The sequence below is a fragment of the Sulfitobacter sp. genome (assembly GCF_041552635.1).
In the GTDB taxonomy this organism is placed as follows: Bacteria; Pseudomonadota; Alphaproteobacteria; order Rhodobacterales; family Rhodobacteraceae; genus Sulfitobacter.
In genome coordinates this window covers 1-24510 of the sequence record NZ_JBFEKM010000048.1, presented here as the reverse complement: position 1 = coordinate 24510, position 24510 = coordinate 1, and the positions used below count along the sequence as shown (strand labels likewise).

At 57.6% G+C, this 24510-nt stretch carries 27 protein-coding genes; 18 read left to right on the top strand and 9 right to left on the bottom strand.

Annotated elements, in window-relative coordinates; translation table 11 throughout:
• The first annotated feature begins 93 nt into the window (after nucleotides 1-93).
• From lptE to ABYT07_RS07765, 3 genes are read left to right on the top strand one after another with little or no spacing between them, the layout of a single operon-like run.
• Nucleotides 94-579, top strand: a complete 486-nt coding sequence (lptE, locus tag ABYT07_RS07775; RefSeq protein WP_372990611.1) for an LPS assembly lipoprotein LptE — start codon at nucleotides 94-96, stop codon at nucleotides 577-579.
• The gene (holA, locus tag ABYT07_RS07770) at nucleotides 576-1574 is read left to right on the top strand and encodes a DNA polymerase III subunit delta (RefSeq protein WP_372990609.1); all 999 of its coding nucleotides are present in this window, start codon (nucleotides 576-578) and stop codon (nucleotides 1572-1574) included. Before lptE ends, holA begins: the two co-directional genes overlap by 4 nt.
• A 31-nt stretch (nucleotides 1575-1605) precedes the next feature.
• Complete coding sequence (locus tag ABYT07_RS07765) at nucleotides 1606-2196, top strand: glutathione S-transferase family protein (protein ID WP_372990607.1); 591 nt, start codon at nucleotides 1606-1608, stop codon at nucleotides 2194-2196.
• On the opposite strand, the gene ABYT07_RS07760 is transcribed toward ABYT07_RS07765, so the two are convergent.
• The 3 genes from ABYT07_RS07760 to ABYT07_RS07750 form a co-directional block, all read right to left on the bottom strand.
• Nucleotides 2193-3395: a TIGR03862 family flavoprotein gene (locus tag ABYT07_RS07760; protein WP_372990606.1), complete on the bottom strand. Its 1203-nt coding sequence runs from the start codon at nucleotides 3393-3395 to the stop codon at nucleotides 2193-2195. The two genes, ABYT07_RS07765 and ABYT07_RS07760, sit on opposite strands and share 4 nt — an antisense overlap.
• A 175-nt stretch (nucleotides 3396-3570) precedes the next feature.
• The gene (locus ABYT07_RS07755) at nucleotides 3571-4224 is read right to left on the bottom strand and encodes an enoyl-CoA hydratase/isomerase family protein (RefSeq protein WP_372990605.1); all 654 of its coding nucleotides are present in this window, start codon (nucleotides 4222-4224) and stop codon (nucleotides 3571-3573) included.
• Entirely contained in the window at nucleotides 4221-4970 is a 750-nt protein-coding gene (locus ABYT07_RS07750) for an SDR family oxidoreductase (protein ID WP_372990603.1), read from the bottom strand. The genes ABYT07_RS07755 and ABYT07_RS07750 overlap by 4 nt, the downstream gene beginning before the upstream one ends.
• A 227-nt stretch (nucleotides 4971-5197) precedes the next feature.
• Here ABYT07_RS07750 and ABYT07_RS07745 point away from each other — a divergent pair, with 227 nt between their 5' ends.
• The 6 genes from ABYT07_RS07745 (at nucleotide 5198) to lpxK (ending at nucleotide 11455) form a co-directional block, all read left to right on the top strand.
• Complete coding sequence (locus tag ABYT07_RS07745; RefSeq protein ID WP_372990601.1) at nucleotides 5198-6733, top strand: DUF2125 domain-containing protein; 1536 nt, start codon at nucleotides 5198-5200, stop codon at nucleotides 6731-6733.
• 87 nt (nucleotides 6734-6820) lie between these two features.
• Nucleotides 6821-8167, top strand: a complete 1347-nt coding sequence (locus ABYT07_RS07740) for a TldD/PmbA family protein (RefSeq protein WP_372990599.1) — start codon at nucleotides 6821-6823, stop codon at nucleotides 8165-8167.
• A complete protein-coding gene (locus ABYT07_RS07735; protein ID WP_372990598.1) occupies nucleotides 8154-8930 on the top strand; it encodes a 3'(2'),5'-bisphosphate nucleotidase CysQ in 777 nt (258 codons plus the stop codon). Before ABYT07_RS07740 ends, ABYT07_RS07735 begins: the two co-directional genes overlap by 14 nt.
• Nucleotides 8931-8985: 55 nt before the next feature.
• Complete coding sequence (locus ABYT07_RS07730; RefSeq protein WP_372990596.1) at nucleotides 8986-9228, top strand: DUF4170 domain-containing protein; 243 nt, start codon at nucleotides 8986-8988, stop codon at nucleotides 9226-9228.
• Nucleotides 9229-9236: 8 nt separating this feature from the next.
• Nucleotides 9237-10466 (top strand): 3-deoxy-D-manno-octulosonic acid transferase, encoded by a 1230-nt coding sequence (locus tag ABYT07_RS07725; RefSeq protein ID WP_372990595.1) that lies wholly within the window; start codon nucleotides 9237-9239, stop codon nucleotides 10464-10466.
• Nucleotides 10463-11455 (top strand): tetraacyldisaccharide 4'-kinase, encoded by a 993-nt coding sequence (gene lpxK / locus ABYT07_RS07720; protein ID WP_372990593.1) that lies wholly within the window; start codon nucleotides 10463-10465, stop codon nucleotides 11453-11455. The genes ABYT07_RS07725 and lpxK overlap by 4 nt, the downstream gene beginning before the upstream one ends.
• A 45-nt stretch (nucleotides 11456-11500) precedes the next feature.
• Here lpxK and ABYT07_RS07715 read toward each other — a convergent pair whose 3' ends face one another.
• The 3 genes from ABYT07_RS07715 to ABYT07_RS07705 are packed head-to-tail and all read right to left on the bottom strand — an operon-like array spanning nucleotide 11501 to nucleotide 13819.
• Nucleotides 11501-12613, bottom strand: a complete 1113-nt coding sequence (locus ABYT07_RS07715) for a CaiB/BaiF CoA transferase family protein (protein ID WP_372990591.1) — start codon at nucleotides 12611-12613, stop codon at nucleotides 11501-11503.
• Nucleotides 12613-13296, bottom strand: coding sequence for a DsbA family protein (locus ABYT07_RS07710; RefSeq protein ID WP_372990590.1), 684 nt, complete (start codon nucleotides 13294-13296; stop codon nucleotides 12613-12615). The genes ABYT07_RS07715 and ABYT07_RS07710 overlap by 1 nt, the downstream gene beginning before the upstream one ends.
• Nucleotides 13297-13309: 13 nt before the next feature.
• Entirely contained in the window at nucleotides 13310-13819 is a 510-nt protein-coding gene (locus ABYT07_RS07705; RefSeq protein ID WP_372990588.1) for a DUF721 domain-containing protein, read from the bottom strand.
• A gap of 84 nt (nucleotides 13820-13903) precedes the next feature.
• Between ABYT07_RS07705 and mutY the strand changes: the two genes are divergently transcribed.
• From mutY to ABYT07_RS07690, 3 genes are all read left to right on the top strand, one after another.
• Entirely contained in the window at nucleotides 13904-14968 is a 1065-nt protein-coding gene (gene mutY / locus ABYT07_RS07700; RefSeq protein WP_372990586.1) for an A/G-specific adenine glycosylase, read from the top strand.
• 74 nt (nucleotides 14969-15042) lie between these two features.
• The gene (locus ABYT07_RS07695) at nucleotides 15043-16194 is read left to right on the top strand and encodes an alkane 1-monooxygenase (protein ID WP_372990585.1); all 1152 of its coding nucleotides are present in this window, start codon (nucleotides 15043-15045) and stop codon (nucleotides 16192-16194) included.
• 102 nt (nucleotides 16195-16296) lie between these two features.
• Complete coding sequence (locus tag ABYT07_RS07690; RefSeq protein ID WP_372990616.1) at nucleotides 16297-16689, top strand: response regulator; 393 nt, start codon at nucleotides 16297-16299, stop codon at nucleotides 16687-16689.
• Between the two features lie 140 nt (nucleotides 16690-16829).
• Here ABYT07_RS07690 and ABYT07_RS07685 read toward each other — a convergent pair whose 3' ends face one another.
• From ABYT07_RS07685 to ABYT07_RS07675, 3 genes are all read right to left on the bottom strand, one after another.
• On the bottom strand, nucleotides 16830-17930 hold the full coding sequence (locus tag ABYT07_RS07685; protein WP_372990583.1) for a site-specific DNA-methyltransferase: 1101 nt from the start codon (nucleotides 17928-17930) through the stop codon (nucleotides 16830-16832).
• Nucleotides 17931-18033: 103 nt separating this feature from the next.
• Nucleotides 18034-18651, bottom strand: a complete 618-nt coding sequence (locus ABYT07_RS07680) for a ribonuclease HII (RefSeq protein ID WP_372990581.1) — start codon at nucleotides 18649-18651, stop codon at nucleotides 18034-18036.
• A gap of 184 nt (nucleotides 18652-18835) precedes the next feature.
• Nucleotides 18836-19363, bottom strand: a complete 528-nt coding sequence (locus ABYT07_RS07675; RefSeq protein ID WP_372990580.1) for a hypothetical protein — start codon at nucleotides 19361-19363, stop codon at nucleotides 18836-18838.
• Between the two features lie 184 nt (nucleotides 19364-19547).
• On the opposite strand from ABYT07_RS07675, the gene ABYT07_RS07670 reads away from it, so the two are divergent.
• The 6 genes from ABYT07_RS07670 to ABYT07_RS07645 all read left to right on the top strand — a co-directional run bounded on the left by ABYT07_RS07670 (nucleotide 19548) and on the right by ABYT07_RS07645 (nucleotide 24357).
• The gene (locus ABYT07_RS07670) at nucleotides 19548-19841 is read left to right on the top strand and encodes a hypothetical protein (protein WP_372990614.1); all 294 of its coding nucleotides are present in this window, start codon (nucleotides 19548-19550) and stop codon (nucleotides 19839-19841) included.
• A gap of 1 nt (nucleotide 19842) precedes the next feature.
• A complete protein-coding gene (locus ABYT07_RS07665; protein WP_372990613.1) occupies nucleotides 19843-20517 on the top strand; it encodes a transcriptional regulator in 675 nt (224 codons plus the stop codon).
• Between the two features lie 126 nt (nucleotides 20518-20643).
• Complete coding sequence (locus ABYT07_RS07660) at nucleotides 20644-21420, top strand: aldolase/citrate lyase family protein (RefSeq protein ID WP_372990578.1); 777 nt, start codon at nucleotides 20644-20646, stop codon at nucleotides 21418-21420.
• Nucleotides 21417-22592 (top strand): MFS transporter, encoded by a 1176-nt coding sequence (locus ABYT07_RS07655; protein WP_372990577.1) that lies wholly within the window; start codon nucleotides 21417-21419, stop codon nucleotides 22590-22592. The genes ABYT07_RS07660 and ABYT07_RS07655 overlap by 4 nt, the downstream gene beginning before the upstream one ends.
• Nucleotides 22593-22668: 76 nt before the next feature.
• Entirely contained in the window at nucleotides 22669-23691 is a 1023-nt protein-coding gene (locus tag ABYT07_RS07650) for an aspartate-semialdehyde dehydrogenase (protein WP_372990576.1), read from the top strand.
• Between the two features lie 192 nt (nucleotides 23692-23883).
• Nucleotides 23884-24357, top strand: a complete 474-nt coding sequence (locus ABYT07_RS07645) for a tRNA (cytidine(34)-2'-O)-methyltransferase (protein WP_372990574.1) — start codon at nucleotides 23884-23886, stop codon at nucleotides 24355-24357.
• Nucleotides 24358-24510 lie beyond the last annotated feature (153 nt).

The following is a 24510-nucleotide window of genomic DNA, read 5'->3' as shown; positions in this document are numbered from 1 at the left end:
TTGAAAAAATCGCGCTCAGCCACGAAGCTGTCATTCGTAGCTTGGATGGAGCCACGCCCAAAAAGGTGATCGTTGTGCCCGGACGGATCGTTAATGTCGTTGCCTAAACGCCGCTTTTTGCTTGCTTTGCCACTGCTTGCGATTGCCGCCTGCGGGTTCCAGCCCGTCTATGGCACCGGCGGCAGCGGCGAGGCCTTACAGAATAGCGTGCAGGTGGACGCCCCCGACGATGCGTTTACATACATGTTGGTCCGTGAAATCGAAACACGCTTGGGTCGGCCCGATGCACCCCGCTATGCACTGGCTCTCCAGATCGAGACTCGAGAAGAAGGCCTCGCCATCGACAGCGCCGACAACACAACGCGCTATAATCTGATCGGATCGGCGGATTTCGCCCTGCGCGATCTGGGGACGGGGCAAATCGAAACCTCAGGCAAGGTCGAAAACTTTACCGGCTATTCCGCGACCGGATCAACGGTGGCCACGCTGGCGGCGGAACGTGATGCACAAATCCGGCTGATGACCATGCTGGCCGACCAGATCGTAACCCGACTGTATGCGACCGACCTGACACCATGAAACTGCCCCCCCGCGATGCCACCGCCTATTTCAAAAAGCCTGACCCAAATAAAACAGGTCTGTTGATCTATGGCGGCGACGCAATGCGTGTGGCGTTGAAACGGCAAGAGTTCCTCAAGGCACTGTTAGGGGCCAATGCCGAGGAAGAAATGCGGCTAACGCGCATTCAGGCGGCCGACCTGCGCCGCGATCCGCCGATGCTGCTGGACGCCATCAAAGCCGTCGGATTTTTCCCCGGCCCCCGCGCAGCTTTCGTCGAGGACGCCAACGATAATATTGCGAAGATCCTGATTGATGCGCTGGCAGACTGGCAACCGGGCGATGCGCAGATCATCGTGACGGCGGGCGACCTCAAGAAAACATCAAAGGTGCTCAAGGCGTTTGAGGCCCATAAAGCTGCCTTTGCCACACCAATATATGACAATCCACCTGATCGGGCAGAAATCGAACGCATTCTGGCCGACGCGCGCCTAAGCCCCGAACCCGATGCCATGGGCGCGCTGACCGAATTGGCGCGCGTATTAGATCCGGGCGATTTCCGACAGATGGTCGAAAAAATCATGCTGTATAAAATCGGTGATACCAGCCCGCTATCAGCCGAAGATGTCGCCAATTGCGCGCCCACCTCGACCGAAGCCGAGGTGGACGATATCTTACATGTCGTTGCCGAAGCGCGCGCGGGCGATATCGGCCCCGTGATGGCCAAGCTGCAAGCCCAAGGCGTGAATGCCGTGACACTGATCATCATGGCGACCCGCCATTTCCGTACCCTTTACCGCATTGCCAGCAACCCCGGTGGTCAGATCTGGGGCGTTCGCGACCGTGACCGCGCCATGCGCCAGGCTAAAAACTGGGGCGCAGCAAAGCTGGAAACAGCGCTGACCGTACTGACCGATACCGATCTGACGCTGCGATCAGCGGGACAACACGCACCGACGATGGCATTGGTTGAACGCGCATTCATTCGCCTCGCTATGCTGGGCGCACAACGCTAAATTTAGGCGATATTCCTTGGGAGGGAATCAAATGTACAAAGTCATCGGAGCCACCAAATCTCGCGCCCTGCGCGTCATGTGGATGCTGGAAGAATTGGGCGAAGCTTACGAACATGTCGCCTGCGGCCCACGTTCGGACGAAGCAAAGCAATACAATCCGTCAGGCAAGATTCCTGCGCTGGTCGACGGGGATGATGTGCTGACTGATTCTGTCGCGATCATGCAGTATCTGGCCGACAAGCACGGCAAACTGACCGCCCCCGCAGGCACACCGGCCCGCGCACGTCAGGATGCGATGACATTTTGGTTGATCGACGAAATGGACGCGATCCTTTGGGCTGCAGCCAAGCACAGCTTTGTCTTTCCAGAAGAACAGCGTGTACCCGAAATCAAGGACAGCCTGAAATCCGAATTCGCCCGCGCGGCCAAAGTCCTGTCAGATCGCCTTGAGGGGCCGTTTCTGATGGGCGACGAAATTACAGTGCCTGACCTGCTGGCAACCCATTGCATCAACTGGTCGATCGGCGCGGGTTTCCCCAATGTCGATGACAAGCTGGGCGCTTGGGCCAAATCCATGCGCGAACGCCCCGCCTTCAAGGCCGCGACCTCAAAAGAAACCTAAGCCTTCTGCGCCCAAACGGCGGCGTTTTGCCCTGCCCATCGGCCTGTCGCAAGGCAGGCCGAGATCAGGTAACCGCCTGTCGGGGCTTCCCAATCCAACATCTCGCCTGCGACGAACACCCCCGGCCTTGCCCGAAGCATCAGAGTGTCATCAACCGCGTCGAACCGCACGCCACCCGCCGTTGAAATCGCCTGATCCATTGGCCGCAGCCCCGCATGGGCAATGCGTAGCGCCTTGAGCAGCTTTGCCAAAGCCTTGGCATCCTGCGGCAAAGGCCGCGCCATTTCTTGCAAAAGCGCAATCTTGGCCACGTCCAATTTAAGCGTTTTACGCATGAAATTTGCCATGCTCATCTTGCCACGGGGCTTTTCCAGCTTTTCGACCAGTGCCTTTTCAGTCTGGTCCGGTAGCAGGTCCAACATCAAGGGATGCCCTTCGCGCACGCCACGCGAAATGGTATAGATGCCACCGCCTTCAAGCCCTTGAGCAGAAACAAGCGCTTCGCCACGAGACCGGTAAGTACCTGATTTCAGGCCAATCCCCTTTAGCGCGGACCCGAAATGCGCCGCCATATGTGGCGACCAATCCATCGCGATCCCTGCATTGGCAGGGGCAAACGGGGCAATTTTCACATCACTATCGGCCAGCGGCACAGCCCATTCACCGGTCGACCCTAACCGCGCCCAGCTTGCCCCGCCCATCGCCAATACCGTCACATCCGCCTGCAAGGTCTGCGGCCCCTCAGGCGTATCAAAGGCCAAAGCATCACCTTGCCACCCCATCCAACGCCAGCGCGTATTGATCTGCGTCTGCGCCTGCGCCAACCGCGCAAGCCACGCACGCAACAAGGGCGACGCCTTCATGACGGTCGGAAACACCCGTCCGGTGGAGCCTGTAAACAGCGCCTGCCCTAGGCCTGCGGCCCAGTCTTGCACCGCGTGATTATCGAAAGCTTCAATGATGGGTTTCAACGGGCCACCCGCAGTGGAAAATGCGGCCAAAAACGGCTCGGGTTCTTCGATCTTGGTCAGGTTCAGCCCCGATTTTCCTGCCATCAGAAACTTGCGCCCCACGGATGGTTTATGATCGCAGATTGTCACGGACAAACCCGCCTGCGCCAACATCTCGGCGGCCATAAGCCCCGCTGGGCCTGCGCCGATCACGACGGCCTGTGCGCTTGTTTTGTGGTCAATGGTCATGGGGCACCCTTCAGGGGAAACTTAACTACAATGCAAGCCAATACCTTGACTAAACGCCAATTGCACGACGATCCTGCCAAGGAATATCAACGGAGTCTTTATAATGCGTATCATCCTGATCCTGACCAGCCTGACCTTGCTAAGCGCCTGCGGTATTCCCTTTATCTAAGGCTGTTCATCCAATACGCGCGGCCCCAAGATCGTCGGTCGACAGTGGTTCGGCCGCGCACATCGCTTTGATCTGGTTCGCAATCTCGGGCGCTGCGGCGACGGTAAGCGCTGCGATGTCATGTGCTGTTTCCAGCAGCGCATCCGGTTCGACAATCCTGTCGACAAGCCCGTACATCAACGCCTCTTCTGCCGTGATTTTTTGACCGCCCATCAAGATCATCTTGGTGCGGGCAGGGCCGATCAGCGCCACCATCCGCGCGGGATCGCTGGGTTGTGGCAGAAACCCCAACTTCATCACCGGATAGAAGAACTTGGCTGATCGCACCGCGATCCGCATGTCGCAGGCCAGCCCCATTCCCATGGCACCACCAGCAAGCGTGCCATTCAGCGCGCAAATGCTAAGCCCCGGCAAGGCTGCGATCGCACCCGAAAGACGTTCCCAAATCGTTGACGTGGCAAGGCCGGCGCGGGCTTCGTCCAGATCGGCACCCGCGCTGAAAACCTTGCCGTTGCCGGTCAGAATCACGGCGCGCGCAGCTTGGGCGTCCTCCATGAAACCGGAGAGAGAAACCAGCATTTCATGGGTCAGTGAATTGGCCTTTTCGGGCCGGTTGATCGTCGCCGTCCAAATGTCGCCATCACGCGAAAACTCGATCATAGCAAACCTACCGCCTTGCGGATTTCTTCGTCGCGGAGCGAGATTTCCTCGCCGCAGAATCTGTCTGCCTCGGGGCTGCACATCCACCACAAGGCACGGGCTGGCCAATCGGCGGGAATGTGGTCTTCCCACGCCAGTTCGCTGACCGGATTGATACCGCTTTGCTTGATCTCGCGCTGCATCTGCGTGGCAACGGTGCCCGGCGACAGACCGATAGCACGAATGCCATTTGCCGCCTCTTCCAGATGGACCGAACGGCCCAGCATATTCACCGCAGCCTTGGACGCGCAATAATGGCTCCAAGCTTCGATGGCGTGATGTGCGGCACCCGAACTGATGGTCAGAATCGACCCACCGCCGGTTTCCTTCATCACGGGCAGAACGGCGCGCATGCCGTTATAGACACCTTTGAGGTTGATATCGATCGCCTGCCCCCATTCATCAGGGTCAGAGCTGGCCAAATGCGAAATCGGTTCGATCACGCCGGCATTGTTGATGAAAACGTCAACGCTGCCAAAGGCCTGCAAGGTAAAGTCCACCGCAGCGGACACTTCACCAAAACGGGCGACATTGCATGGAATCGCGATAGCTTTTGGCCCGATCTCTCCTGCTAGATCACCAATCGCGTCCTGCGACCGCGCCATCAGAACGACATTCGCCCCTGCTTTCGCAAAAACACGCGCTGTTTCGGCACCGATACCGCGACTTGCGCCCGTGATCATGACAGTTTTGTTGGTCATATCCATGTTGTGCTTCCTTTTATCCGTCGTCCGCGCGCAGCCCTGTCCGGCACGCCGGAATGGGGCAATAGTTAGCATCACTTTAATCAGCGACCACCCCAAAGCCCACCCAAAGCGCGAAACTTCGTAAAAGCGCCAAAGCGGCTTTGCCTTGTAACCGGACCCATGGCAATTATCTATTCAAACGTGCACAGGTCCCGCGACCGCCAAGCTATTCGACATAGGATTTTAGAATGAACCGATTTAACCGTCTTTTAACGACAACGTCACTGGGCATGATTTTTGTGGCTCAGGGCGCGCTGGCCGATGTGACACCCAGCGATGTCTGGCAGGATTGGCGCGACTATATGCAAGGCGTCGGCTATGGTCTGACCGCAACTGAAGACCTGTCCGGTGATCGGTTGACCGTCAGCGACCTGCGCTTTGATCTGTCCAGTGATCCAGATCAGGGCGCGGTCACGGTGTCTATTGATACGCTTGGCTTTGTGCAGAATAATGACGGGACAGTTTCAGTCGTGATGCCCGATGCGATGCCGATTATCGTGGATGTTGTGCCCAATGACGACGACAGCGAAGCCGTGCGTATGGCGCTTACGGTTAATCAAAACGGTCACGACATGATCATAAGTGGCACACCCGCAGCCATGACCAGCACCTACAGTGCGGGACTGTTGGGGCTGACCCTTGATGCAATGACAATTGACGGCGAAACCCTTGATGCTGCAAACGCCATGATGAAGATCATGATGACGGATGTGAAGAACACGACACGAACCACCATCGGGGCCATGCGCGACTATTCCCAAAACGGCACTGTCGCAGCCGTTACCTATGACATGCAGTTCAAGGATCCGAACGAACCTGCCATAGCGACGATTGCGGGAACGTCGTCAAACCTGATGCTGCGCGCCGACGGTGCCTTGCCGCTTGGCTTGGCGCAAGCCACCGATATGGCCACCATGTTGCAGGCGGGAATGGATGTGTCGGGCACCCTGTCGGGGGGCAACAGCACGATGACTGTGACCATCGAAGATCCCAACAGCGGCAATACATCGGCCGCCGTCACGACCGAAGCCAGCACGCTGACGGCAGAAACCAGCACGGACGGCCTAAGCTATGCGGGCACGCGGCAAGGTACGACTGTTTCCATGCAGCCCGCAGAATTCCCGTTCCTGCTGTCTTTTGCGATGGAAAACGCCGCCTTCAACCTAAGCGGCCCGGCGATGAAATCAGACACACCCCAAGACTTTGCCCTTGGCCTGAACATCGGCGATTTCACCATGTCAGATATGATTTGGGGTATGATCAATCCCCAAGGAAATTTGCCGCGCGATCCGGCGTCGATCGCTTTGGATTTGTCCGGCAAGCTGACTCTTCTGGCGGATTTTCTGGACGCCAAGGCGGCAGAGCGGATTACCGAGACAGGTGATATGCCTGCTCAAGTCGAAAGCGTCAGCCTGAATTCACTGATCGTTGATGCGCTAGGGGCCAAACTGACCGGCAACGGGTCCGCAGTGTTCGACAATACCGACGCTGACAACAGCGGCATGGCGAACCCCGCAGGTGCGGTTGATCTGAAACTTGTGGGCGGCAATGTGCTGTTGGAGTCCTTGGTTGAATCCGGCCTGCTACCAGCACAAACAGCCATGGGTGCGCGGATGATGATGGGTATGTTCGCAGTGCCGGGTCCCGAAGACGATACGCTGACCTCAAAGCTGGAATTCACCCGTTCGGGTTCGATTCTGGCCAACGGACAGCGGATCAAATAAGCAGCTTGCCCGCCCCATCACCAGCGCGTCCCTTGCGAACCGGCATGCGGGGCGCTAGCTGTCCATTGAATTTCCAAGGAGCTTTCCATGTCGCAATCCCTTGATGCGCTTACCAAAGCATTGTTGCACGCCGCAAAGCAGGCGGGCGCGGATAGCGCCGATTCCATGGCCGTGCGCGGTACATCCCTAAGCGTGGATGTGCGCAGCGGTACATTGGAGCAAGCAGAGCGCGCCGAAGGCGTCGACATCGGGCTGCGGGTGTTTGTGGGCAAACGGTCGGCCAATGTGTCGGCCTCTGATACGTCGGATCGCACAATCGAAGAAATGGCGGTCCGCGCCGTCGCCATGGCGAAAGAGGCCCCCGAGGACCCCTATACCGGCCTTGCCGATCCTGACCAGCTGGCCACGGCATGGGACATTGACGCGCTGGAGCTTTACGACACGACCGCCGAACCATCGCCCGAAGCGCTGCAAGAAGATGCCGCACAGGCCGAGGCGGCGGGCCTTGCCGTCAAAGGCGTCAGTCAGGTGCAATCGGCCAGCGCAGGGTATGGCGCGCATCAGGTGTATCTGGCCGCAACCAACGGGTTCGAAGGCGGATACCGCCGCACCGACCGCGGCCTGTCCTGCGTTGCCATCGCAGGCAGCGGATCAGGGATGGAGCGTGACTATGACGGGGACAGCCGGATTTTTCAGGCCGACCTGCGCAGCGCCGAAGACATCGGCACATCTGCGGGGATACGCGCTTTGGCCCGAATGGACGCGCGCAAGCCCCCCACAGGTGCCTATCCCGTGCTGTTTGATGAGCGGATTTCCTCGACCTTGATCGGGCATTTGCTGGCTGCGGTCAGCGGATCAGCGATTGCGCGCGGCGCATCGTGGCTGCGCGATGCCATGGGCGAAGACGTGCTGCCCAAGGGCTTGTCGATCACCGAAGACCCACACCGCCCGCGCACCTCTGGCTCGCGCCCCTTTGACGCCGAAGGTCTGCCAACGGGAAAACGCGTGATTGTCGAAGACGGCACCCTGAAAGGGTGGACGCTTGATCTGGCAACGGCCCGCAAATTGGGGATGGCCCCGACAGGGAATGCCGCCCGCGGTCCGGGATCAAACCCCGGCCCGTCGGTCTGGAACATCGCGCTGACCCAAGGCGACGCCACGCGTGACGACCTGATCAAACAGATGGGGACAGGGCTGCTGGTCACCTCGATGATCGGATCGACGATCAACCCGAACACGGGCGATTATTCGCGCGGGGCCTCGGGCCTGTGGATCGAGAATGGCGAGATCACACATGCCATCAATGAATGCACCATCGCAGGCAATCTGCGCGATATGCTGGCCAGCATCGTGCCTGCCAATGACGCGCGCACCCACCTAAGCCGCGTGGTGCCGTCGCTGCTGGTACCGGGGATGACACTTGCCGGCGCGTGATCTGGACCTTTTGATCGATTGCGCCCGCAAGGCCGGTCAGATTGCTATGGGCTTTTCCGGCCAAACGGCGAAACGCTGGGACAAAGCCGATGGCGCTGGCCCCGTAACCGAAGCCGATCTGGCCGTGAACGCCATGCTGCACGCCGATCTGACATCAGCGCGCCCAGATTTTGGCTGGCTGTCCGAGGAAAGCGAAGACAGTGCCAAGCGTTTGGGACAGTCCGAGGTTTTCATCATTGATCCGATTGATGGTACCCGCAGCTTTATCGAAGGGTCGGACACCTGGTCTCATTCGCTGGCGATCGCCCAAAACGGTCAGATCACCGCAGCGGTGGTGTTTCTACCCATGCTCGACCGGCTTTTTGCTGCATCTTTGGGCGGCGGTGCCACATTGAACGGGCAAAAAATCAGCGCCTCTGATACCCGTGGCCTGACCAATGCCACCGTGCTGGCCACGAAACCTGTGATGGCTGATCACCATTGGCAAGGCGATCCGGGCTTTAAACGCGCGCACCGCCCGTCGCTGGCGTATCGGCTGGGGCTGGTGGGGCAAGGTCGGTTTGACGCAATGGTCACCCTGCGCCAAAGCTGGGAATGGGATATTGCCGCCGGTGCGTTGATCGTGACCGAAGCAGGCGGGCTTTGTACGGATAAAACCGGCGGGCCTTTACGGTTTAATAACGCCGATCCCCGACTGAATGGGGTTCTTGCGGGGGGTGCTTCGATCCATGCGGATATTCTGAGCAGCCTTGCCCCCGCGTGATCCAATGCCTTAGATAGACCCCAAGGCCATCTGTTTGAAAACAAAGGACAGCACCATGACCCAACGCCTGCACCTCGTCTTTGGCGGTGAACTGGTTTCACCCACAGGGACTGCTTTCAAGAATGTGGATGACATCCACGTGGTTGGCATCTTTCCAAACTATGCCAGCGCCTATGACGCTTGGAAAAACGAAGCGCAGCGCACGGTGGACAACGCGCATACGCGCTATTTCATCGCCCACTTGCACCGGTTGCGCGATGAAGAAGCCGCTGCATCCTCGACCGAAGAACTGGGCTGAACCCAGCGATGGCACAGTCGTTCGGGCTGACGGCGTATCGCGCCTTTGCCAGACGCGGTGCTGCACTGCCTTTTGTCCCTGTGGCCGAACGTCCTCAGGGGGAACTGGTCTGGTGCCACGCTCCCGAACCCGGCAGCCTGATCGCAATTCAAGACCTTGCCACCCGGCTGTGCCGCAGTAGATCAGGGCTAAGTGTGCTGATCACTGTTCCGCAGCCGGCGCACGGGTCAGATCTGCCGAAACCCTCGCATAGTGATGTTTTCATTGGTGTATTACCAGAGGATCACCCCACCAGCGTTATGAAGTTTCTGGACCATTGGCAGCCGAATGCCTGTATTTGGGTGTGGGGGCGACTGCGCCCGAACATGATACTTGCCCTTGCGAAAAGATCCTGCCCGATGTTTCTGATTGATGTGGACAGTGACGGTTTCGACGGGCGTCGCGACCGCTGGTTGCGGGATTTGACACGGGATTTGCTGTCTCATTTCTCGGCTATTCTCGCGCGGTCAGAGGCAGGTTTTCAACGGCTGGTCCGCCTTGGCGTCGCCCGCGACGACATCGAGGTAACCTCAGCACTTCAGGCTGGGGGACAGGCCCTGCCTTGCATGGAATCCGATCTGGCCGATTTGTCAGCGGCACTGGTCGGCCGCCCCATCTGGTTCGCCAATCAGGTGCTTGAAGCCGAGCTTAACACAGTGTTGACGGCGCACCGCCAAGCCCTGCGCCTGTCGCACCGGTTGCTGCTGATCGTCCACCCCGCCAATCCTGCCCATGCAGATGCTTTTGCCGCCCGCATGGCAGAGCTTGATTTTCGCGTTCTGCGGTGGGGCGATGCGGGCTATCCGGATGCGTCAACACAGGTAATGATCGTCGATGACCCTGCCGAAATCGGGCTGTTCTACCGGTTGGCCCCTGTATCCTTTCTGGGAAGTTCACTGATCAGCGGAAGTGGCGGATGTGATCCTTTTGAGGCAGCCGCACTCGGCTCAGCCGTGCTTTATGGGCCCAAGGTCCGGCGGTTCTTGCCCTCCTACACCCGGTTAGCAGCCGAAGGGGCCGCACGGATCGTCAATGATGCCACAGCTTTGGGGACCGCAGTCAGCCGCCTCATTGCCCCCGACCAAACTGCGGCGATGGCCCATGCGGGTTGGGATGTGATCAGCCGTGGGGCCGCCCTTACCGATAAGGTGGTCGATCTGGTGCAAGACACCCTCGACCAGCAAGAGGCCCGCGGATGAGCCGCCCCCCCGCGTTTTGGCATCTGCACCGCCCTGATTGGCGTGCACGGATGCTGCAACCACTTGGCGCGCTATACGCTTGGGGCACGGCGCGGCGATTGGCCCGCGGTACCCCCGAAAAGCTGGATATTCCTGTGGTTTGCGTCGGCAATATCAATGCAGGCGGAACGGGCAAAACGCCCACCGTGATGGCTGTGGTTGAACATCTGCGCAACATCTACCACACGCCCCACATCGTTTCGCGTGGGTATGGCGGTACCGAAAAAGGGCCGCTGCAAGTGGACCCCGCGCGACACACCGCAGCACAGGTGGGCGACGAACCCTTACTGCTGGCAGCCTTTGCCGAAGTCTGGGTTGCCCGTGACCGTGCCGCAGGGGCACGCGCGGCGCAACGCGCAGGGGCAAGCGTGGTAGTGATGGACGATGGGTTTCAAAATCCGGCAGTGTTCCAAGACCTCAGCATCGTAGTCGTCGATGCTGCGAAGGGTTTTGGCAACGGGCTATGCCTTCCGGCAGGTCCGCTGCGCGAACCTGTACAAACGGGTTTAGCGCGTGCTGATCTGGTACTGTCGATTGGTAATGACAGCGATCAGCAAAATTTTGACGCCACGCCTTTGCCAGCTGGTCTGCCACATGTCCGGGCCGAGTTGAAACCTTTGCAAACCGGCATGGACTGGTCTGACACCCGCGCATTGGCGTTTGCCGGAATCGGGCACCCGGAAAAGTTTTTTGCCACGCTCAAGGGGCTGGGGGCCAAGATCGTCCACGCCGAGGCGCTTGATGATCATCAAGCGCTGTCAACGGCACTTTTGGCGCGTCTTGAGGCAGATGCAGATGCGAAAGGGGCGCAGCTTGTCACAACCGAAAAGGACGCCGTCCGGTTGCCAGCGTCCTTTCGGATGAAAGTCATTACACTGCCCGTACGTCTGGAGCTACAATCAGACAATGCGCTTTTTGCCGCTTTGGACAAGTTACCAAAGCCCGCGTAGGTCACCGGAATTTTCAAAAATTCCGATGAACTACGCCCTCAACGATCAGTCATCTTCGCCAAGTTTGGGTGCGGCCCGTTCAAGCGCCAGTTCGGCCCCCGAAAACACAAAGGGGGATCTGATGCCCGGCACGCCGTCCAGCTCGACCTTCATACCACGCGCGATTACCTGCGGATCATCGAACATATCGGCCATATCGTTGATCGGACCAGCAGGCACGCCCTTGTCTTCGCATGCGGCCAGCAGATCATCACGGGTGCGCATACGCGTCGCATCGTTCAGGCGGCGGATCATCTCTGGCCGGTTTGCAACCCGGTCAGAGTTTTTCGCGTAATCCGGCGCTTCTGCCATATCGTCCAGACCCAGCATACGGCACAGACGTTGGAATTGCCCGTCGTTGCCTGTCGCGATGATCAGATGCCCATCGGAGGATTCAAACACCTCGTAAGGGGTCAAATTCGGGTGGGCATTACCCATCCGGTGCGGCGCTTTGCCCGTGGTCAGATAATTCATCGCCTGATTGCCGGTCACTGCCACAGCACAGTCAAGCAACGCCATGTCGATGTGCTGGCCCGCCCCCGTCTGGCTGCGCTGGTGCACGGCAGCCAGGATCGCTGTGGTGGCATAAATCCCAGTAAAGATATCAGTAATCGCCATCCCATGTTTTTGCGGCTGGCCATCGGCTTCGCCCGTGATCGACATCAAACCGGACATTCCTTGGATGATGAAATCATAGCCCGCACGGTGCGCATAGGGTCCTGTCTGGCCGAATCCCGTGATCGAACAATAGATCAACTTGGGGAATTGTTTGGACAGGCTGGCATAGTCCATTCCGTATTTCGCCAAGCCGCCGGTCTTGAAATTTTCGATCAAGATATCGGCGTCAGCCAGAAGGTCATGCATCTTGGCCTGACCTTCCTTTGTGGTCAGATCGACCACAACCGACGCCTTGCCCCGGTTGGCTGAATGGAAATACGAGGCCGATTTATCCTCGCCCCGCTCGATAAAAGGAGGTCCCCACTGGCGGGTATCATCGCCAGAGGGGCTTTCGACCTTGATCACCTCGCACCCCAGATCCGACAGGGTTTGACCGGCCCAAGGGCCCGCCAGAATGCGGGCCAGCTCAATCACCTTGAGCCCTGCCAGAGGGGCTGCCATCAGTTTTCCAGTGCTGCGTCGATGATCTCTTTCATCTCGGCATAGGGCATGTTGGAATATTTTGTGCCATTGATGATAAAGCTTGGCGTGCTGGTGATGTCATCGGCTTTCTGGTTTTCTTCCCACCAAGCGACCAGCGTCTGCGCCTTGGCACCATCCTGCAAACACGCCTCAAGCGTATCTCCGTCGATGCCGGCAAGGCGTCCGATTTTGCGCAGCTCGTCCACGATGGCCGCAGGTTCACCCGCGCGCACCCACTCGGACTGGCCCTTGTAGATCAGATCGCTGATACCAAAGAACTTTTCCTCGCCACCGCAACGCGCAACCATGGACGCCCACAAACCGTAGCGGTCAAAATACACCTCGCGGTAGGTAAAGCCGATTTTATCGGTATCGATGTAGTCCGCTTTAAGTTGCTTGTAGGGGCCCTGATCGAATGCTGCACAATGCGGGCAGGTAAAGGACGCATATTCAACGATCTGAACCGCTGATTCTGCATTGCCCTGTTTCATGTCCTGAATCGTCGATGTATCCACATCAGCCGCTTCGGTGGTCTGTGCATTTGCAGCGCCCGCAAGCGGGTTGATCTGCGTGTTGTTGACTGCGTCCGGGCCGCTGAAAACATACCAGCCGCCAGCAGCTGCAACGGCCAAAGCCGCAAGAATTGGGAAAGTGCGTTTCATCTGTTTTCCTTTATCAGCGTTTCGTTTTGTTCAATATGTTCTCGCCCAGACGTGCAAGGGCGTCGCGCAGGCTTTCGTCGCCCATGGCCCCCACAGTTTTCGTGGCGCGTTCGCGCAGCACAGGATCGGCGGGGGCTGTGGCATGCGCTTTGGGGCGCACTTCGAATGCCACCTGACCTTCGGCAAAGCCTGTCGCAGCCGTTTGTGTCACCCGCACGCGGGCGATGGCGTTATAGCCATAAACTGCATTCACCTTGGTGCGCAGTTGTTCCTTTTGCATCTCAAGCATCGGTGCATTCGATCCGTTGGTCAGCAGGGTCAAAGTCGCGCCCATGCCACCGCGGCCATAGCTGACCTCGACCGGCCTTGAGATCGACGAAACGTCTTCGCCAACGATCTCGGCCCATTGGGTCAACAGGCGCGACTGCGCAAAGCCACGGGTTTCGCTGGCCTGTCTGATCTTTGCAGATAACAAGCTATCGGTCCGTTTAAAGCCTTTTGTACTGGTACGCCGTGGCGGCATGACTATCTTTCCTGAACAACTTGCCACAACATAGCGATCCCGTCGGGTATCGCCAGCCCAACCCAACCGCAAAGGCCATAAACATTGCGTGACACTGATGATCTAACCCGCCTGCCGCGCATCTTGCTGGAGTGGTACGATGTGCACGCCCGCGACATGCCGTGGCGGGTTGGTCCCGCTGATCGCAAGGCGGGCCAACGCCCTGATCCCTATCGGATCTGGCTTAGCGAAGTAATGCTGCAACAGACCACGGTGGCCACGGTACGTGATTATTTCCAGCGGTTCACCGCGCGCTGGCCCAGTGTTGCAGACCTTGCCGCCGCTCAGGATGCCGATGTGATGGGCGAATGGGCCGGGCTGGGCTATTATGCCCGTGCGCGCAACCTGTTGAAATGCGCCCGCGCCGTTGTTGATCAGCATGGCGGAGAGTTTCCCGCCGATCATGCGGCACTGCTCAAGCTACCGGGGATCGGCCCTTATACGGCGGCAGCAGTTTCATCGATCGCCTTTGATTTGCCCCATGCCGTGCTAGACGGCAATGTCGAACGCGTGATGGCGCGGCTTCACGAAATTCACACGCCCCTGCCCGCCGCCAAACCCGAACTTATGGCTCGGGCCGAGGCGCTTACGCCGATGGCGCGCCCCGGCGACTATGCCCAAGCCGTGATGGACCTTGGGGCCACAATCTGTACCCCGAAATCCCCCGCCTGTGGCATATGCCCGTGGCGCGACCCATGTGCCGCCCGAGTGGCGGGAACCGCGGCCGAGCTGCCGAAAAAGACGCCCAAAACCCCCAAGCCGGTGCGCCACGGAACGGTCTATCTGGCACAGCGCAACGATGGTGCATGGCTGCTGGAAACGCGCCCCGACAAGGGGTTGCTGGGGGGCATGTTGGGCTGGCCCGGTTCAGACTGGATTGATGCCAGCGCGCCACGTCCGCAAGGCACGCCGCCTATGCCCGCCGATTGGCAGGTTCTGCCCGGTGAAGTCCGCCATACATTCACGCATTTTCATCTGATGTTAACCGTCAGATACGCCACAGTGACACAAGACCTTTTGCCCGATACCGGAGAGTTCTTGCCCCCCGACAGGTTCCGACCTTCGGATTTGCCGACAGTGATGCGCAAAGCTTTTGATCTGACGGGTTAGCGGCGGGCCATCACAGTTCCAGCGGCTTTGAAACTGCGCTATAATGGCTCAACATTTCTGAAGGCACCCTATCCATGACCATGACATCCTCAAACATCAGCACGGACCAACTGGCACAGATCAAACGGGCACTGCCCTTTGCCTTGTCCTTTGCCCTGATACCTTTGGTTTGGTTTACCGCCTTTGTCGGGGGCTGGACTGTTATCCTTGTGCCCCTCGTCACGTGGTATTTGTTTTCAATCATCGACAGTTTTCTCGGCCTTAACCTTGATAATGCCGACCCTGATGCGACGGATGACGACCTGTTCTGGTACCGCATGATCACATTACTGTGGATGCCTGCACAGCTGATCACGCTGCTGGCGATGCTCTGGTATGTGCCCCAAGCTGACCATTTGGGCGGTTGGGAAAAGTTCTTTGTCTTCTTTGGAATAGGCGTGATGACCGGAACCATTGGCATCAACTATTCCCACGAGCTGATGCACCAAAAGAACAAGATTGAACGCCTATGGGCCGACATTTTGCTGGCGATGGTCCTGTATTCGCATTTCCGGTCTGAGCATTTGCTGGTCCACCACCGCTATGTCGCCACACCTCGCGACCCTGTAACGGCCCACTACAAAGAAGGGTTCCACCGCTTTTACCCGCGTGTGCTGCGTCAATCGTGGCAGTCCGCATTTCGCGCCGAAAAAGCGATGTTGGCGCGAAAGGACAGGCCCTGGACCCATAGAAGCAACCCGTTTTTCAGGTATTGGGCGCTTCAGGGCGCATTTTTGGCCATCGCGCTGACCCTTGGCGGATGGACGGGGCTTGGTCTTTTCCTTGCTCAGGCCGGCACTGCGATCTGGCAGCTTGAGCTGGCCAATTATGTCGAACACTATGGCTTGACCCGCAAACATCTGGGGGATGGCAAATATGAGCACGTACGACCGCATCACTCATGGAACGCTGCGCACCGGGCCTCGAACTGGTTGCTGATCAACCTGCAGCGCCATTCCGACCATCACTACAAGCCGGACCGCAGGTTTCCCGTGCTGCAAACCTACGGCGCATCCGACGCGCCCCAGCTGCCTTTCGGCTATCCGGTCATGACCGTCATGGCGATGATGCCGTGGGTCTGGCGGCGCGTGATGAACCCGCGTGTCCGCAAGTGGCGCGAAATGTACTACCCGGAAATCACCGACTGGACAGCCTATAACAATGGAACGACGCCCTACCCACGTTGACGCAATATTAACGGGATCCTGACAAGAAAGTATATCGGTTCATTTTTCTTGGGGGATATTATGATCAGGCAACAGCAGCGGCAGCAGGCACAAAATGTGGCAATGGTTCCCACGTGCCTGATTATCGAAGACAGCAAATTTGATCAGCTTAGAATGACGCGGATGATCAACAAATCCGTGGCAGATATGCAGATCTATGTCGCAACAACCCTCAGGGAAGCACGCCTTCTTCTGGCAGAGAACCGGATATCGATGATATTGCTCGACAACAATCTGCCTGACGGGCTTGGCGCAGATTTTGCGATCGAACTTGCCGACCTGAAGATTTTTTCTCACATTCCAATGGTCATGGTCAGTGACTGGCCATCGCCATTTATGTGGGAAAAAGCCGCCACAGCAGGTGTGCTTCACGTCGTGAACAAGTCGGAATTTGGTCTGGATTATTTGATGGATGCGCTCAGACACGCCAAGACCAGACAAGCCGTTTTGCACTAAGACAGCTGCAAAAGCCATTAATCTAAAAAGACCCCGCCAAGAAAGGCGGGGCCAAGGTAAGTGCCTTTTAAGCGCGCCTTCTTACGAAGGGCGCAGGCACCAGCGGTGTTCGTAAACTTGTGTTGAAATCGGGGTACGGCCTAGTTGGCCATCTCAGCCCTGATTTGCTGGCGCAAAATATCGATCGGCACACGCTTGCCGTCTTTCTTGTAGCACCAGTATGTCCATCCATTGCAGCTGGGGGCTTTTTCATAGGCCGCGCCAACCTGATGGATCGATCCTTTAACCTCGTTGCCAACCAATGTGCCGTCTGCACGCACCTTGGCCGAATGACGCCCGTTCAGCGAATAAAGCTCCTCGCCTGGGCGCAGCATTCCACGCTCGACCAATTGACCAAAGGGCACGCGCGGCTCTGCGCGTTTGGATGTAGTGGTCTGCAACGCTTCCTTGTCAAACTTGCGCACGGCTTTGATCCGCTTTTCCGCAACCTTGCGGTACGCTTCTTCGCGCTCGATCCCGATGAAATCACGGCCCAGCATCTTGGCAACCGCGCCGGTCGTGCCTGTCCCGAAAAACGGATCCAGCACCACATCACCGGGGTTGGTCGATCCAATCAGAATACGGTGCAACAGGCTCTCGGGCTTTTGCGTGGGGTGCGCTTTGTCGCCCGCATCATCCTTCAGACGCTCATGACCCGTACAGATTGGCAAAACCCAATCGCTGCGCATCTGAATGCCTTCGTTGAGCGCCTTTAGCGCCTCATAGTTGAAGGTATATTTGGAGTTTTCATCTTTGCCAGCCCAGATCATTGTCTCATGAGCGTTGGTCAGGCGTTTACCCCGAAAATTCGGCATCGGGTTCGACTTGCGCCAAACCACATCGTTCAAAATCCAAAAGCCCTGATCCTGCAATGCAGCCCCGACGCGGAAAATGTTGTGATAGCTGCCAATCACCCAAATCGCACCATTTGGCTTAAGCAAACGCCGCGCTGCTTTCAGCCAGTCGCGGGTAAATTGGTCATAGACGGCAAAGCTTGCAAACTGGTCCCAGGCGTCATCAACCGCATCGACCTTTGAATTGTCAGGGCGATGCAAATCCCCCCTCAACTGCAAGTTATAGGGTGGGTCCGCAAAGATCAGATCGACCGATCCCTCCGGCAGCGCATTCATCGCGTCAATGCAATCGCCTGCAAGAATTGTATTCAAGGGAAGTGCGTTTGCACCCTTTGTTATCGTATTCATATTTTGCTGCCTCTGCCCCGGCACATTGTGTGCTCTTGGTTGAGTACAAGGATGCCCTGACAGACGATTCGTGGTCAATTTGTTTTTTGAATCAATCGCTTAGTTATTTATCTTGATACAACATATTGTGTACCGGTTTGAATAAACGTCTATGGTGTGGGGTCACCCCAAGATTTTGAAGCGCTTCTATGTGGCTTTTCGACCCATATCCCATGTTGGTCTCCCACCCATAACCGGGATGCTGTTGCGCCAAGGACAACATGACACAATCCCGACATATTTTAGCCATAATTGAGGCAGCAGAAATCGACTGAGACCGCGCATCCCCTTTGATCACGGTCTGCGATTTGATCACCAGATCGCGCGGCACCATGTTGCCATCAATCAGCGCGAAATCCGCAGGCGTTCTCAGCCCGGCCAGCGCCCGCACCATCGCCAAATGGCTGGCGCGCAAAATATTCAGCTCTTCAATCTCTTCAACTGAAGCATGGGCGATGCTTACGTCAGCCACAGCCAAAATCTCTTCGTACAACCGCTCCCGCGCCCGCTTGGTCAGCTTTTTAGAATCATTCAGGCCTTCTGGAATACGCTCAGGGTCCAAAACCACAGCAGCCGCCGTCACCGGCCCCGCCAAAGGTCCACGCCCGACTTCATCCACACCTGCCACCCGCGCAAATCCGCGCGCATATGCATCTCGTTCAAATTCAAAATCTGGTCCCATAAGCGCTCCAAAACATGAGCAAGGAATAAACCTCAACCCTTATCTCTTCTCTGGCTCTTAAATATCCTCGCCGAAGGCAGTCTAAAACCAAGTGGTTTCAGACATAAAAAAGGGAGAGATGCCCGAACATCCCTCCCTCCACACCCAGGCGACAAACAATCCGCCCGGTTTTAGCACGCGGAAATCAACCGCGCGCCAAACTGTATCCCGCACCGCGCAGGCAGCGGGCATCATAGCCGACACGATTTCCTTGGAACGTCCGGACTTTTTGCACGCAATGCTGCGGCAAACGATTGGCATGACGATAGTTCCGTTCCAGACAACGACGCCCGAACATCAACACCGAACCACGGCGGGTATCAAAGCTTTGGAAACACTGCTTGGGCAACAGCTTGTTATCTCTCCGGGCCCGGTTATCCTGGTGCCCATAGCCGCGCGGCAGGGGCCGCGGTTGCACCTTGTGGCGCTGCTCGACCCGCGGCGCACGGTACACAGGCGCAGGTTCAACGCGGTGCCGTGTGACCGCTTGCCCTTGCCTTTCGTCCCGCTTGTTATTGTCGTGAATAATCTTACCGATCACTGCAATCCCAAGAACGCCAGCGGCAATACGGGCCAGATCACGGTTGCGGTCCCCGGCAGCGGCCGACGTTGCACTGATCGCTGTCACAAAAATGGACGCTGCGGCGATGGTTGCGATAAATTTGCGGTACATAGGTCTGATCCTCTCTAAACAAGACACGGGTCCAGCCCCATGCAAGGCCACAAGAACATGGCCCTGCTCTAATCTGGCCCCACCCCCTCAAGACAGGCAATAACGCCGCCCTGCTATCCGATAACAGCGGACCTAAACCCCATTGGATATTGAATATCCGCCAGCAAAGGCGCAGTCTTGAATGATGAAACGCATATCCCTAGCCCTGCTGATATCAGCTGCCTTTGGCCTTGCTGCACTGCCCGCTCAGGCGGCCGGTTGCTATGCTGATTATAAGGCCAAACAAGAAAACCCTTTGCGCCTGCACTATGGTGTGGCGCAGATATCTGGTGCCTGCACGCGCGCAGCCGCACAATCAGAGCTTAGTCAACGCCTTGCTGAACGGGGCTGGACACTTCTTACGGTGATCTCGGTCTTCGGCGAAGAAGGCCTCAATCAAAGGAGAGACAGTGCAGGCTCAAACTTCCTCCGCTTCTGATATGCGCCGCGCAGGCGGTCGATTTGTCGGCGGCGGTATCGTGGCCATCGTGGCGATCCTGTTGGTCGGCGCAGGGCTGTTGCTATGGGCCTTGCCCGACGCCAATGCGTTCAACGCGCAGGTCGAACGTATTTTTGTCGAAAACGATGACCTCACGGCCCAAGCCGAAATCAAACTGCTCGAGATTCTGGCCCAGTCGGGCACAGCATTCTCTGAAACGCTCACCAGCTACCGCATTGTCATCATCGTATTGCTTGTCTTTGCTTCTGCAATGCTGGTCGCCGCCCTCGTCTTTCTAATCATGCTGGTCAGCTTCAACCGCCGCATGGCCCAGATCGAACGCGTTGGCATTCAGGTTAATTCCCTGCTGATCAGCCGCGAGGAAAACACCGTCTACCTCAATAACCTCGGCTTCAAACTTACCGCCGCAGCGATGGAAACCATGTCGGTCCTCGCCGAAGCGCGCATGGACGATGATGTCATGTCCGGCTCGGAAATCGAAGGTGTGATCTCGGGGCGCAATGCCGCCGATTGCGACGAGGCCGCAGGTGCCACCCGCATCAAGCGACTGCGCGATACCCTCGGCAATCAGATCGTCTCGGAATTGCTTGTGAAGAACATCGCCCGCCGTGGCTATATGCTGGCCATCGACAAAGACGTGATCAAGGTCATCTGACCCCTTCATTTTGCAAAATAAACTCCGGGGGGGGTGCGTTTACGCGGCGGGGGCAGCGCCCCCACTGGACAGCAGCTGATCCATACGCCTAGGGTGCGCCCAATTACAGCACCAAGGATCACGCCCATGCCAGCCCCCCACAACCCTTTCAAACAATCCCTAAAAGACGGCGAAACGGTTTTCGGTTGCTGGCTTGGTCTTGCTGACACGTTCAGCACTGAATTGATGGGCACAGCTGGATTTGACTGGCTGGTGATTGACGGCGAACATGCCCCTAACGACCTGCGCTCGATCCTCGCCCAGCTTCAGGTGCTCGAAGCATCGCCCAGCCATCCGGTCGTGCGCGTGCCGATTGGCGAAACCTACATGCTCAAACAGGTGCTGGATGCTGGCGCGCAGACAGTGCTGGTTCCGATGGTCGACAACGCAGATCAGGCCCGCCAACTGGTCCGCGACGTTACCTATCCGCCACACGGCGATCGCGGCGTCGGTTATGCCCTGACCCGCGCGGCGCGGTTCTCGCAAATCACCGATTATGGCACCACGGCCGATGATCAGATTTGCCTGTTGGTACAGGTCGAAAGCAGAAAGGGCCTCGAAAACCTTGATGAAATTCTGGCGATAGACGGCATCGACGGTGTGTTCATAGGGCCCGCCGATCTGGCCGCAGACATGGGGCACATGGGCAATGCGCTGCATCCCGACGTCCAGACCGCAATCATGTCTGCCCTGTCCAAGATCGACGCCTCAGGCAAGGCCGCTGGCATCTTGTCCACCAAGGACGAGATGACGCAGGACGCAATCAAGGCTGGCGCACGATTCGTCGCCGTTGGCGCAGATGTTCTAATCCTGAGCCACACCGCACAGGCACTGGCCAGCAAATGGCGCGACACGCTGAAATGACACGCGGAATTGCCCTGCTGGGGCTGGCCTATGTGCTTAGTCAGTTTTTCCGTGCCTTTTTGGCGGTTCTCAGCCCTGCCCTGCGCGCCGATATCGGGGCGGGGCCCGAAGACCTCGCCTTTGCATCCGGGCTATGGTTCTTTGCTTTTGCTGCAATGCAACTACCTGTCGGCTGGGCGCTTGATACCATCGGACCACGGAGGACGGCTGCCAGCTTGCTTTTGGTTGGCGGCGGCGGCGGGGCTGCGATATTTGCTTTGGCAACCGCCCCTGTGCACATAGATATTGCCATGGTCCTGATCGGCATCGGCTGCGCGCCCGTTCTGATGGCGGCCTATTATATCTTTGCGCGGGAATATCCGCCCGCCCGCTTTGTCGTGCTGGCCTCTGTCATGGTCGGGGTCGGTACATGCGGCAACCTTGTCGCGTCCTATCCCATGGCCATCGCCGCCGAAACGATTGGATGGCGCGCATCGCTGTGGGGCCTCTGCGCCATCGCCAGCCTGACAGCCCTTGGCATCTGGGCTGTGGTCCGCGACCCCGCCACCCCCGAAGGCGAGGCGCGTGGCAGCCTTTTGGCTGTCTTCAAGATCAAAGCCCTGTGGTTCATCTTTCCGATAATGGCAGTCAGCTATGCTCAGGTCGGTGCCCTGCGCGGCCTTTGGATCGGCCCCTACCTCGAGGATGTCTTTACCGCTGACTCGCACCAGATCGGCCTTGCCACTTTGTTGATGGGGGCCGCGATGGTCGCAGGTACGTTTGCCTATGGCCCACTGGACCGCATGATCGGCAGCACGAAATGGGTCGTCATCGGGGGAACCGCGCTGAACCTTGCCGCACTTTGCGGATTGAGCCTTTACCCCTCGGGCAGCCTCCTTCTGGCGACGGTCCTGATGGCCGCCATCGGCTTTTTCGGCGCGACCTATGCTATTATCATATCGCACGGGCGCAGCTTTCTGCCGCCGCACCTGATCGGGCGCGGGATGACCATGCTGAACCTGTGCAGCATCGGCGGTGTGGGTGTCGCGCAATTCCTGTCAGGCCGCGCCTATTCGGCAAGCCAACCCGCCTTGACCCTGCATGCGCCCTATGTGGTGATTTTCACTCTGTTCACGGGACTGATGGCAGCGGGCCTGTTTGTGTACCTATTTTCCCGTGATACCACCCATTAACGTGCACCCCCTTCCCCCGCAGGAACAAGCGGTATATGAGGCGCGCACCATCACATTTTAATATTGGAGATTTCAGATGGGTTATCGCGTCGTCGTCGCGGGTGCCACAGGTAACGTGGGCCGTGAAATGCTGAACATTCTGGCCGAGCGCCACTTCCCCGTGGATGAGATCGTGGCACTTGCCTCGCGCAATTCCCTCGGGTCCGAGGTCAGCTTTGGGGACAGGACACTCAAGACGAAAGACCTTGATACGTTTGACTTCACGGGCTGGGACATGGCGCTGTTTGCCGTCGGATCAGAGGCGACCAAAAAATACGCCCCCAAGGCTGCCAAGGCTGGGTGCGTGGTCATCGATAACTCTTCGTTGTATCGCTATGATCCGGATATTCCGTTGATCGTGCCCGAAGTGAACGCGCATGCAATCCACGATTATTCCAAGAAAAACATCATTGCGAACCCCAATTGTTCGACCGCGCAAATGGTTGTGGCCCTCAAGCCACTGCATGACCGCGCAACAATCAAGCGTGTTGTCGTGTCGACCTACCAGTCGGTGTCCGGTTCGGGCAAAGACGGCATGGACGAGCTGTGGGACCAGACCAAATCGATCTACAACCCCACCGACAGCAAGCCTGCGCGCAAGTTCACCAAGCAGATCGCCTTTAACGTGATCCCGCACATTGATGTCTTTATGGACAGCGGGGACACGAAAGAAGAATGGAAGATGATGGTCGAGACCAAGAAGATCATCGACCCCAAGATCAAAGTTACCGCCACCTGCGTGCGCGTTCCGGTCTTTGTTGGCCACGCCGAATCGATCAACATCGAATTCGAAGATCACCTTGATGAAAACGAGGCCCGCGACATTCTGCGCGAAGCCCCCGGTGTCATGGTGATCGACAAGCGCGAAGACGGCGGATATGTGACGCCCGTCGAATGTGCCGGCGATTTCGCCACGTTCATCAGCCGCATCCGGCAGGACAGCACGATCGACAACGGCATAAACCTGTGGTGCGTCAGCGACAACCTGCGCAAAGGTGCTGCGTTGAACGCCGTACAGATTGCAGAACTGCTGGGCCGTGAAGTTCTCAAGAAGGGCTAAGTTCATTCTTTGATACAAGATCAAGGGCTCGCGCATGTCGCGAGCCCTTTTCGTTTGATGCTTGAAACGGCCTGCAGCCAAGGGTCGCCCGCTATCACATCACAACAGGTGATGCTGTTAAGACCCCCGTCGTTGAGCTAGAGAATGCGCACCGTGATCCTGCGCCCCTGACTTAGAAAGCCCATACATCCTATGTCTGATCCGCGCATGAAAATGGTATTGGTAACCCCTGAAATTCCCTACAATACTGGCGCGATCGGACGCACCTGTGTCGCCCTGAATCTTGAGCTGATCCTTATCAAACCTTACGGGTTTTCCCTTGATGAAAAGTCGGTTCGGCGGGCCGGAACGGATTATTGGAAGCATGTTAACCTAACCGAGTACGACAGCTGGCAAAGCTTCCTAGGTGATCGCAAGCCTTCGCGCGACAGCTTGTATTTCTTTGAAGAACACGGCGAAAAAAGCCTTTATGAACCCCACTATCGAAAGGATGCTTATCTGGTTTTCGGATGTGAATCCGCAGGCCTGCCGTCCGAGGTTCTAGACGGAATGGATGATCGGGTGTTTCATTTGCCGATGCTTGACCCGCGTGTACGGTCCCTAAATTTGGCAAATGTTGCCACGGCAGTTATTTACCAAGCAATGCGGCCCCAGCTTGGCGGCTAAGATCACGCTTTTGCCTACACGCTTTTTCCCGCGCTAAGCGGCTTTGCCAACATCTCCGTTTACTGCAAAATCAACCCAAAGCTGTCCCTGACGGTATGCGCCTTTGACCAGATGCCCCGGCGTCGCGACTTCGGGATAGACTTCGGCCCAATC

What these genes read in the sequence shown, in the direction of transcription:
- ABYT07_RS07715 (WP_372990591.1), bottom strand. Translation starts at nt 12,613, where the DNA reads ATGGCAGCCCCTCTGGCAGGGCTCAAGGTGATTGAGCTGGCCCGCATT.
- ABYT07_RS07705 (WP_372990588.1), bottom strand. Translation starts at nt 13,819, where the DNA reads ATGCCGCCACGGCGTACCAGTACAAAAGGCTTTAAACGGACCGATAGC.
- ABYT07_RS07690 (WP_372990616.1), top strand. Translation starts at nt 16,297, where the DNA reads ATGGTTCCCACGTGCCTGATTATCGAAGACAGCAAATTTGATCAGCTT.
- ABYT07_RS07725 (WP_372990595.1), top strand. Translation starts at nt 9,237, where the DNA reads ATGGCACAGTCGTTCGGGCTGACGGCGTATCGCGCCTTTGCCAGACGC.
- ABYT07_RS07730 (WP_372990596.1), top strand. Translation starts at nt 8,986, where the DNA reads ATGACCCAACGCCTGCACCTCGTCTTTGGCGGTGAACTGGTTTCACCC.
- lptE (WP_372990611.1), top strand. Translation starts at nt 94, where the DNA reads ATGTCGTTGCCTAAACGCCGCTTTTTGCTTGCTTTGCCACTGCTTGCG.
- ABYT07_RS07740 (WP_372990599.1), top strand. Translation starts at nt 6,821, where the DNA reads ATGTCGCAATCCCTTGATGCGCTTACCAAAGCATTGTTGCACGCCGCA.
- ABYT07_RS07695 (WP_372990585.1), top strand. Translation starts at nt 15,043, where the DNA reads ATGACCATGACATCCTCAAACATCAGCACGGACCAACTGGCACAGATC.
- ABYT07_RS07760 (WP_372990606.1), bottom strand. Translation starts at nt 3,395, where the DNA reads ATGACCATTGACCACAAAACAAGCGCACAGGCCGTCGTGATCGGCGCA.
- ABYT07_RS07745 (WP_372990601.1), top strand. Translation starts at nt 5,198, where the DNA reads ATGAACCGATTTAACCGTCTTTTAACGACAACGTCACTGGGCATGATT.
- ABYT07_RS07660 (WP_372990578.1), top strand. Translation starts at nt 20,644, where the DNA reads ATGCCAGCCCCCCACAACCCTTTCAAACAATCCCTAAAAGACGGCGAA.
- ABYT07_RS07655 (WP_372990577.1), top strand. Translation starts at nt 21,417, where the DNA reads ATGACACGCGGAATTGCCCTGCTGGGGCTGGCCTATGTGCTTAGTCAG.
- holA (WP_372990609.1), top strand. Translation starts at nt 576, where the DNA reads ATGAAACTGCCCCCCCGCGATGCCACCGCCTATTTCAAAAAGCCTGAC.
- ABYT07_RS07670 (WP_372990614.1), top strand. Translation starts at nt 19,548, where the DNA reads ATGAAACGCATATCCCTAGCCCTGCTGATATCAGCTGCCTTTGGCCTT.
- lpxK (WP_372990593.1), top strand. Translation starts at nt 10,463, where the DNA reads ATGAGCCGCCCCCCCGCGTTTTGGCATCTGCACCGCCCTGATTGGCGT.
- ABYT07_RS07755 (WP_372990605.1), bottom strand. Translation starts at nt 4,224, where the DNA reads ATGATCGAGTTTTCGCGTGATGGCGACATTTGGACGGCGACGATCAAC.
- ABYT07_RS07765 (WP_372990607.1), top strand. Translation starts at nt 1,606, where the DNA reads ATGTACAAAGTCATCGGAGCCACCAAATCTCGCGCCCTGCGCGTCATG.
- ABYT07_RS07675 (WP_372990580.1), bottom strand. Translation starts at nt 19,363, where the DNA reads ATGTACCGCAAATTTATCGCAACCATCGCCGCAGCGTCCATTTTTGTG.
- ABYT07_RS07750 (WP_372990603.1), bottom strand. Translation starts at nt 4,970, where the DNA reads ATGGATATGACCAACAAAACTGTCATGATCACGGGCGCAAGTCGCGGT.
- ABYT07_RS07680 (WP_372990581.1), bottom strand. Translation starts at nt 18,651, where the DNA reads ATGGGACCAGATTTTGAATTTGAACGAGATGCATATGCGCGCGGATTT.
- ABYT07_RS07645 (WP_372990574.1), top strand. Translation starts at nt 23,884, where the DNA reads ATGTCTGATCCGCGCATGAAAATGGTATTGGTAACCCCTGAAATTCCC.
- ABYT07_RS07710 (WP_372990590.1), bottom strand. Translation starts at nt 13,296, where the DNA reads ATGAAACGCACTTTCCCAATTCTTGCGGCTTTGGCCGTTGCAGCTGCT.
- ABYT07_RS07650 (WP_372990576.1), top strand. Translation starts at nt 22,669, where the DNA reads ATGGGTTATCGCGTCGTCGTCGCGGGTGCCACAGGTAACGTGGGCCGT.
- ABYT07_RS07685 (WP_372990583.1), bottom strand. Translation starts at nt 17,930, where the DNA reads ATGAATACGATAACAAAGGGTGCAAACGCACTTCCCTTGAATACAATT.
- ABYT07_RS07665 (WP_372990613.1), top strand. Translation starts at nt 19,843, where the DNA reads ATGCGCCGCGCAGGCGGTCGATTTGTCGGCGGCGGTATCGTGGCCATC.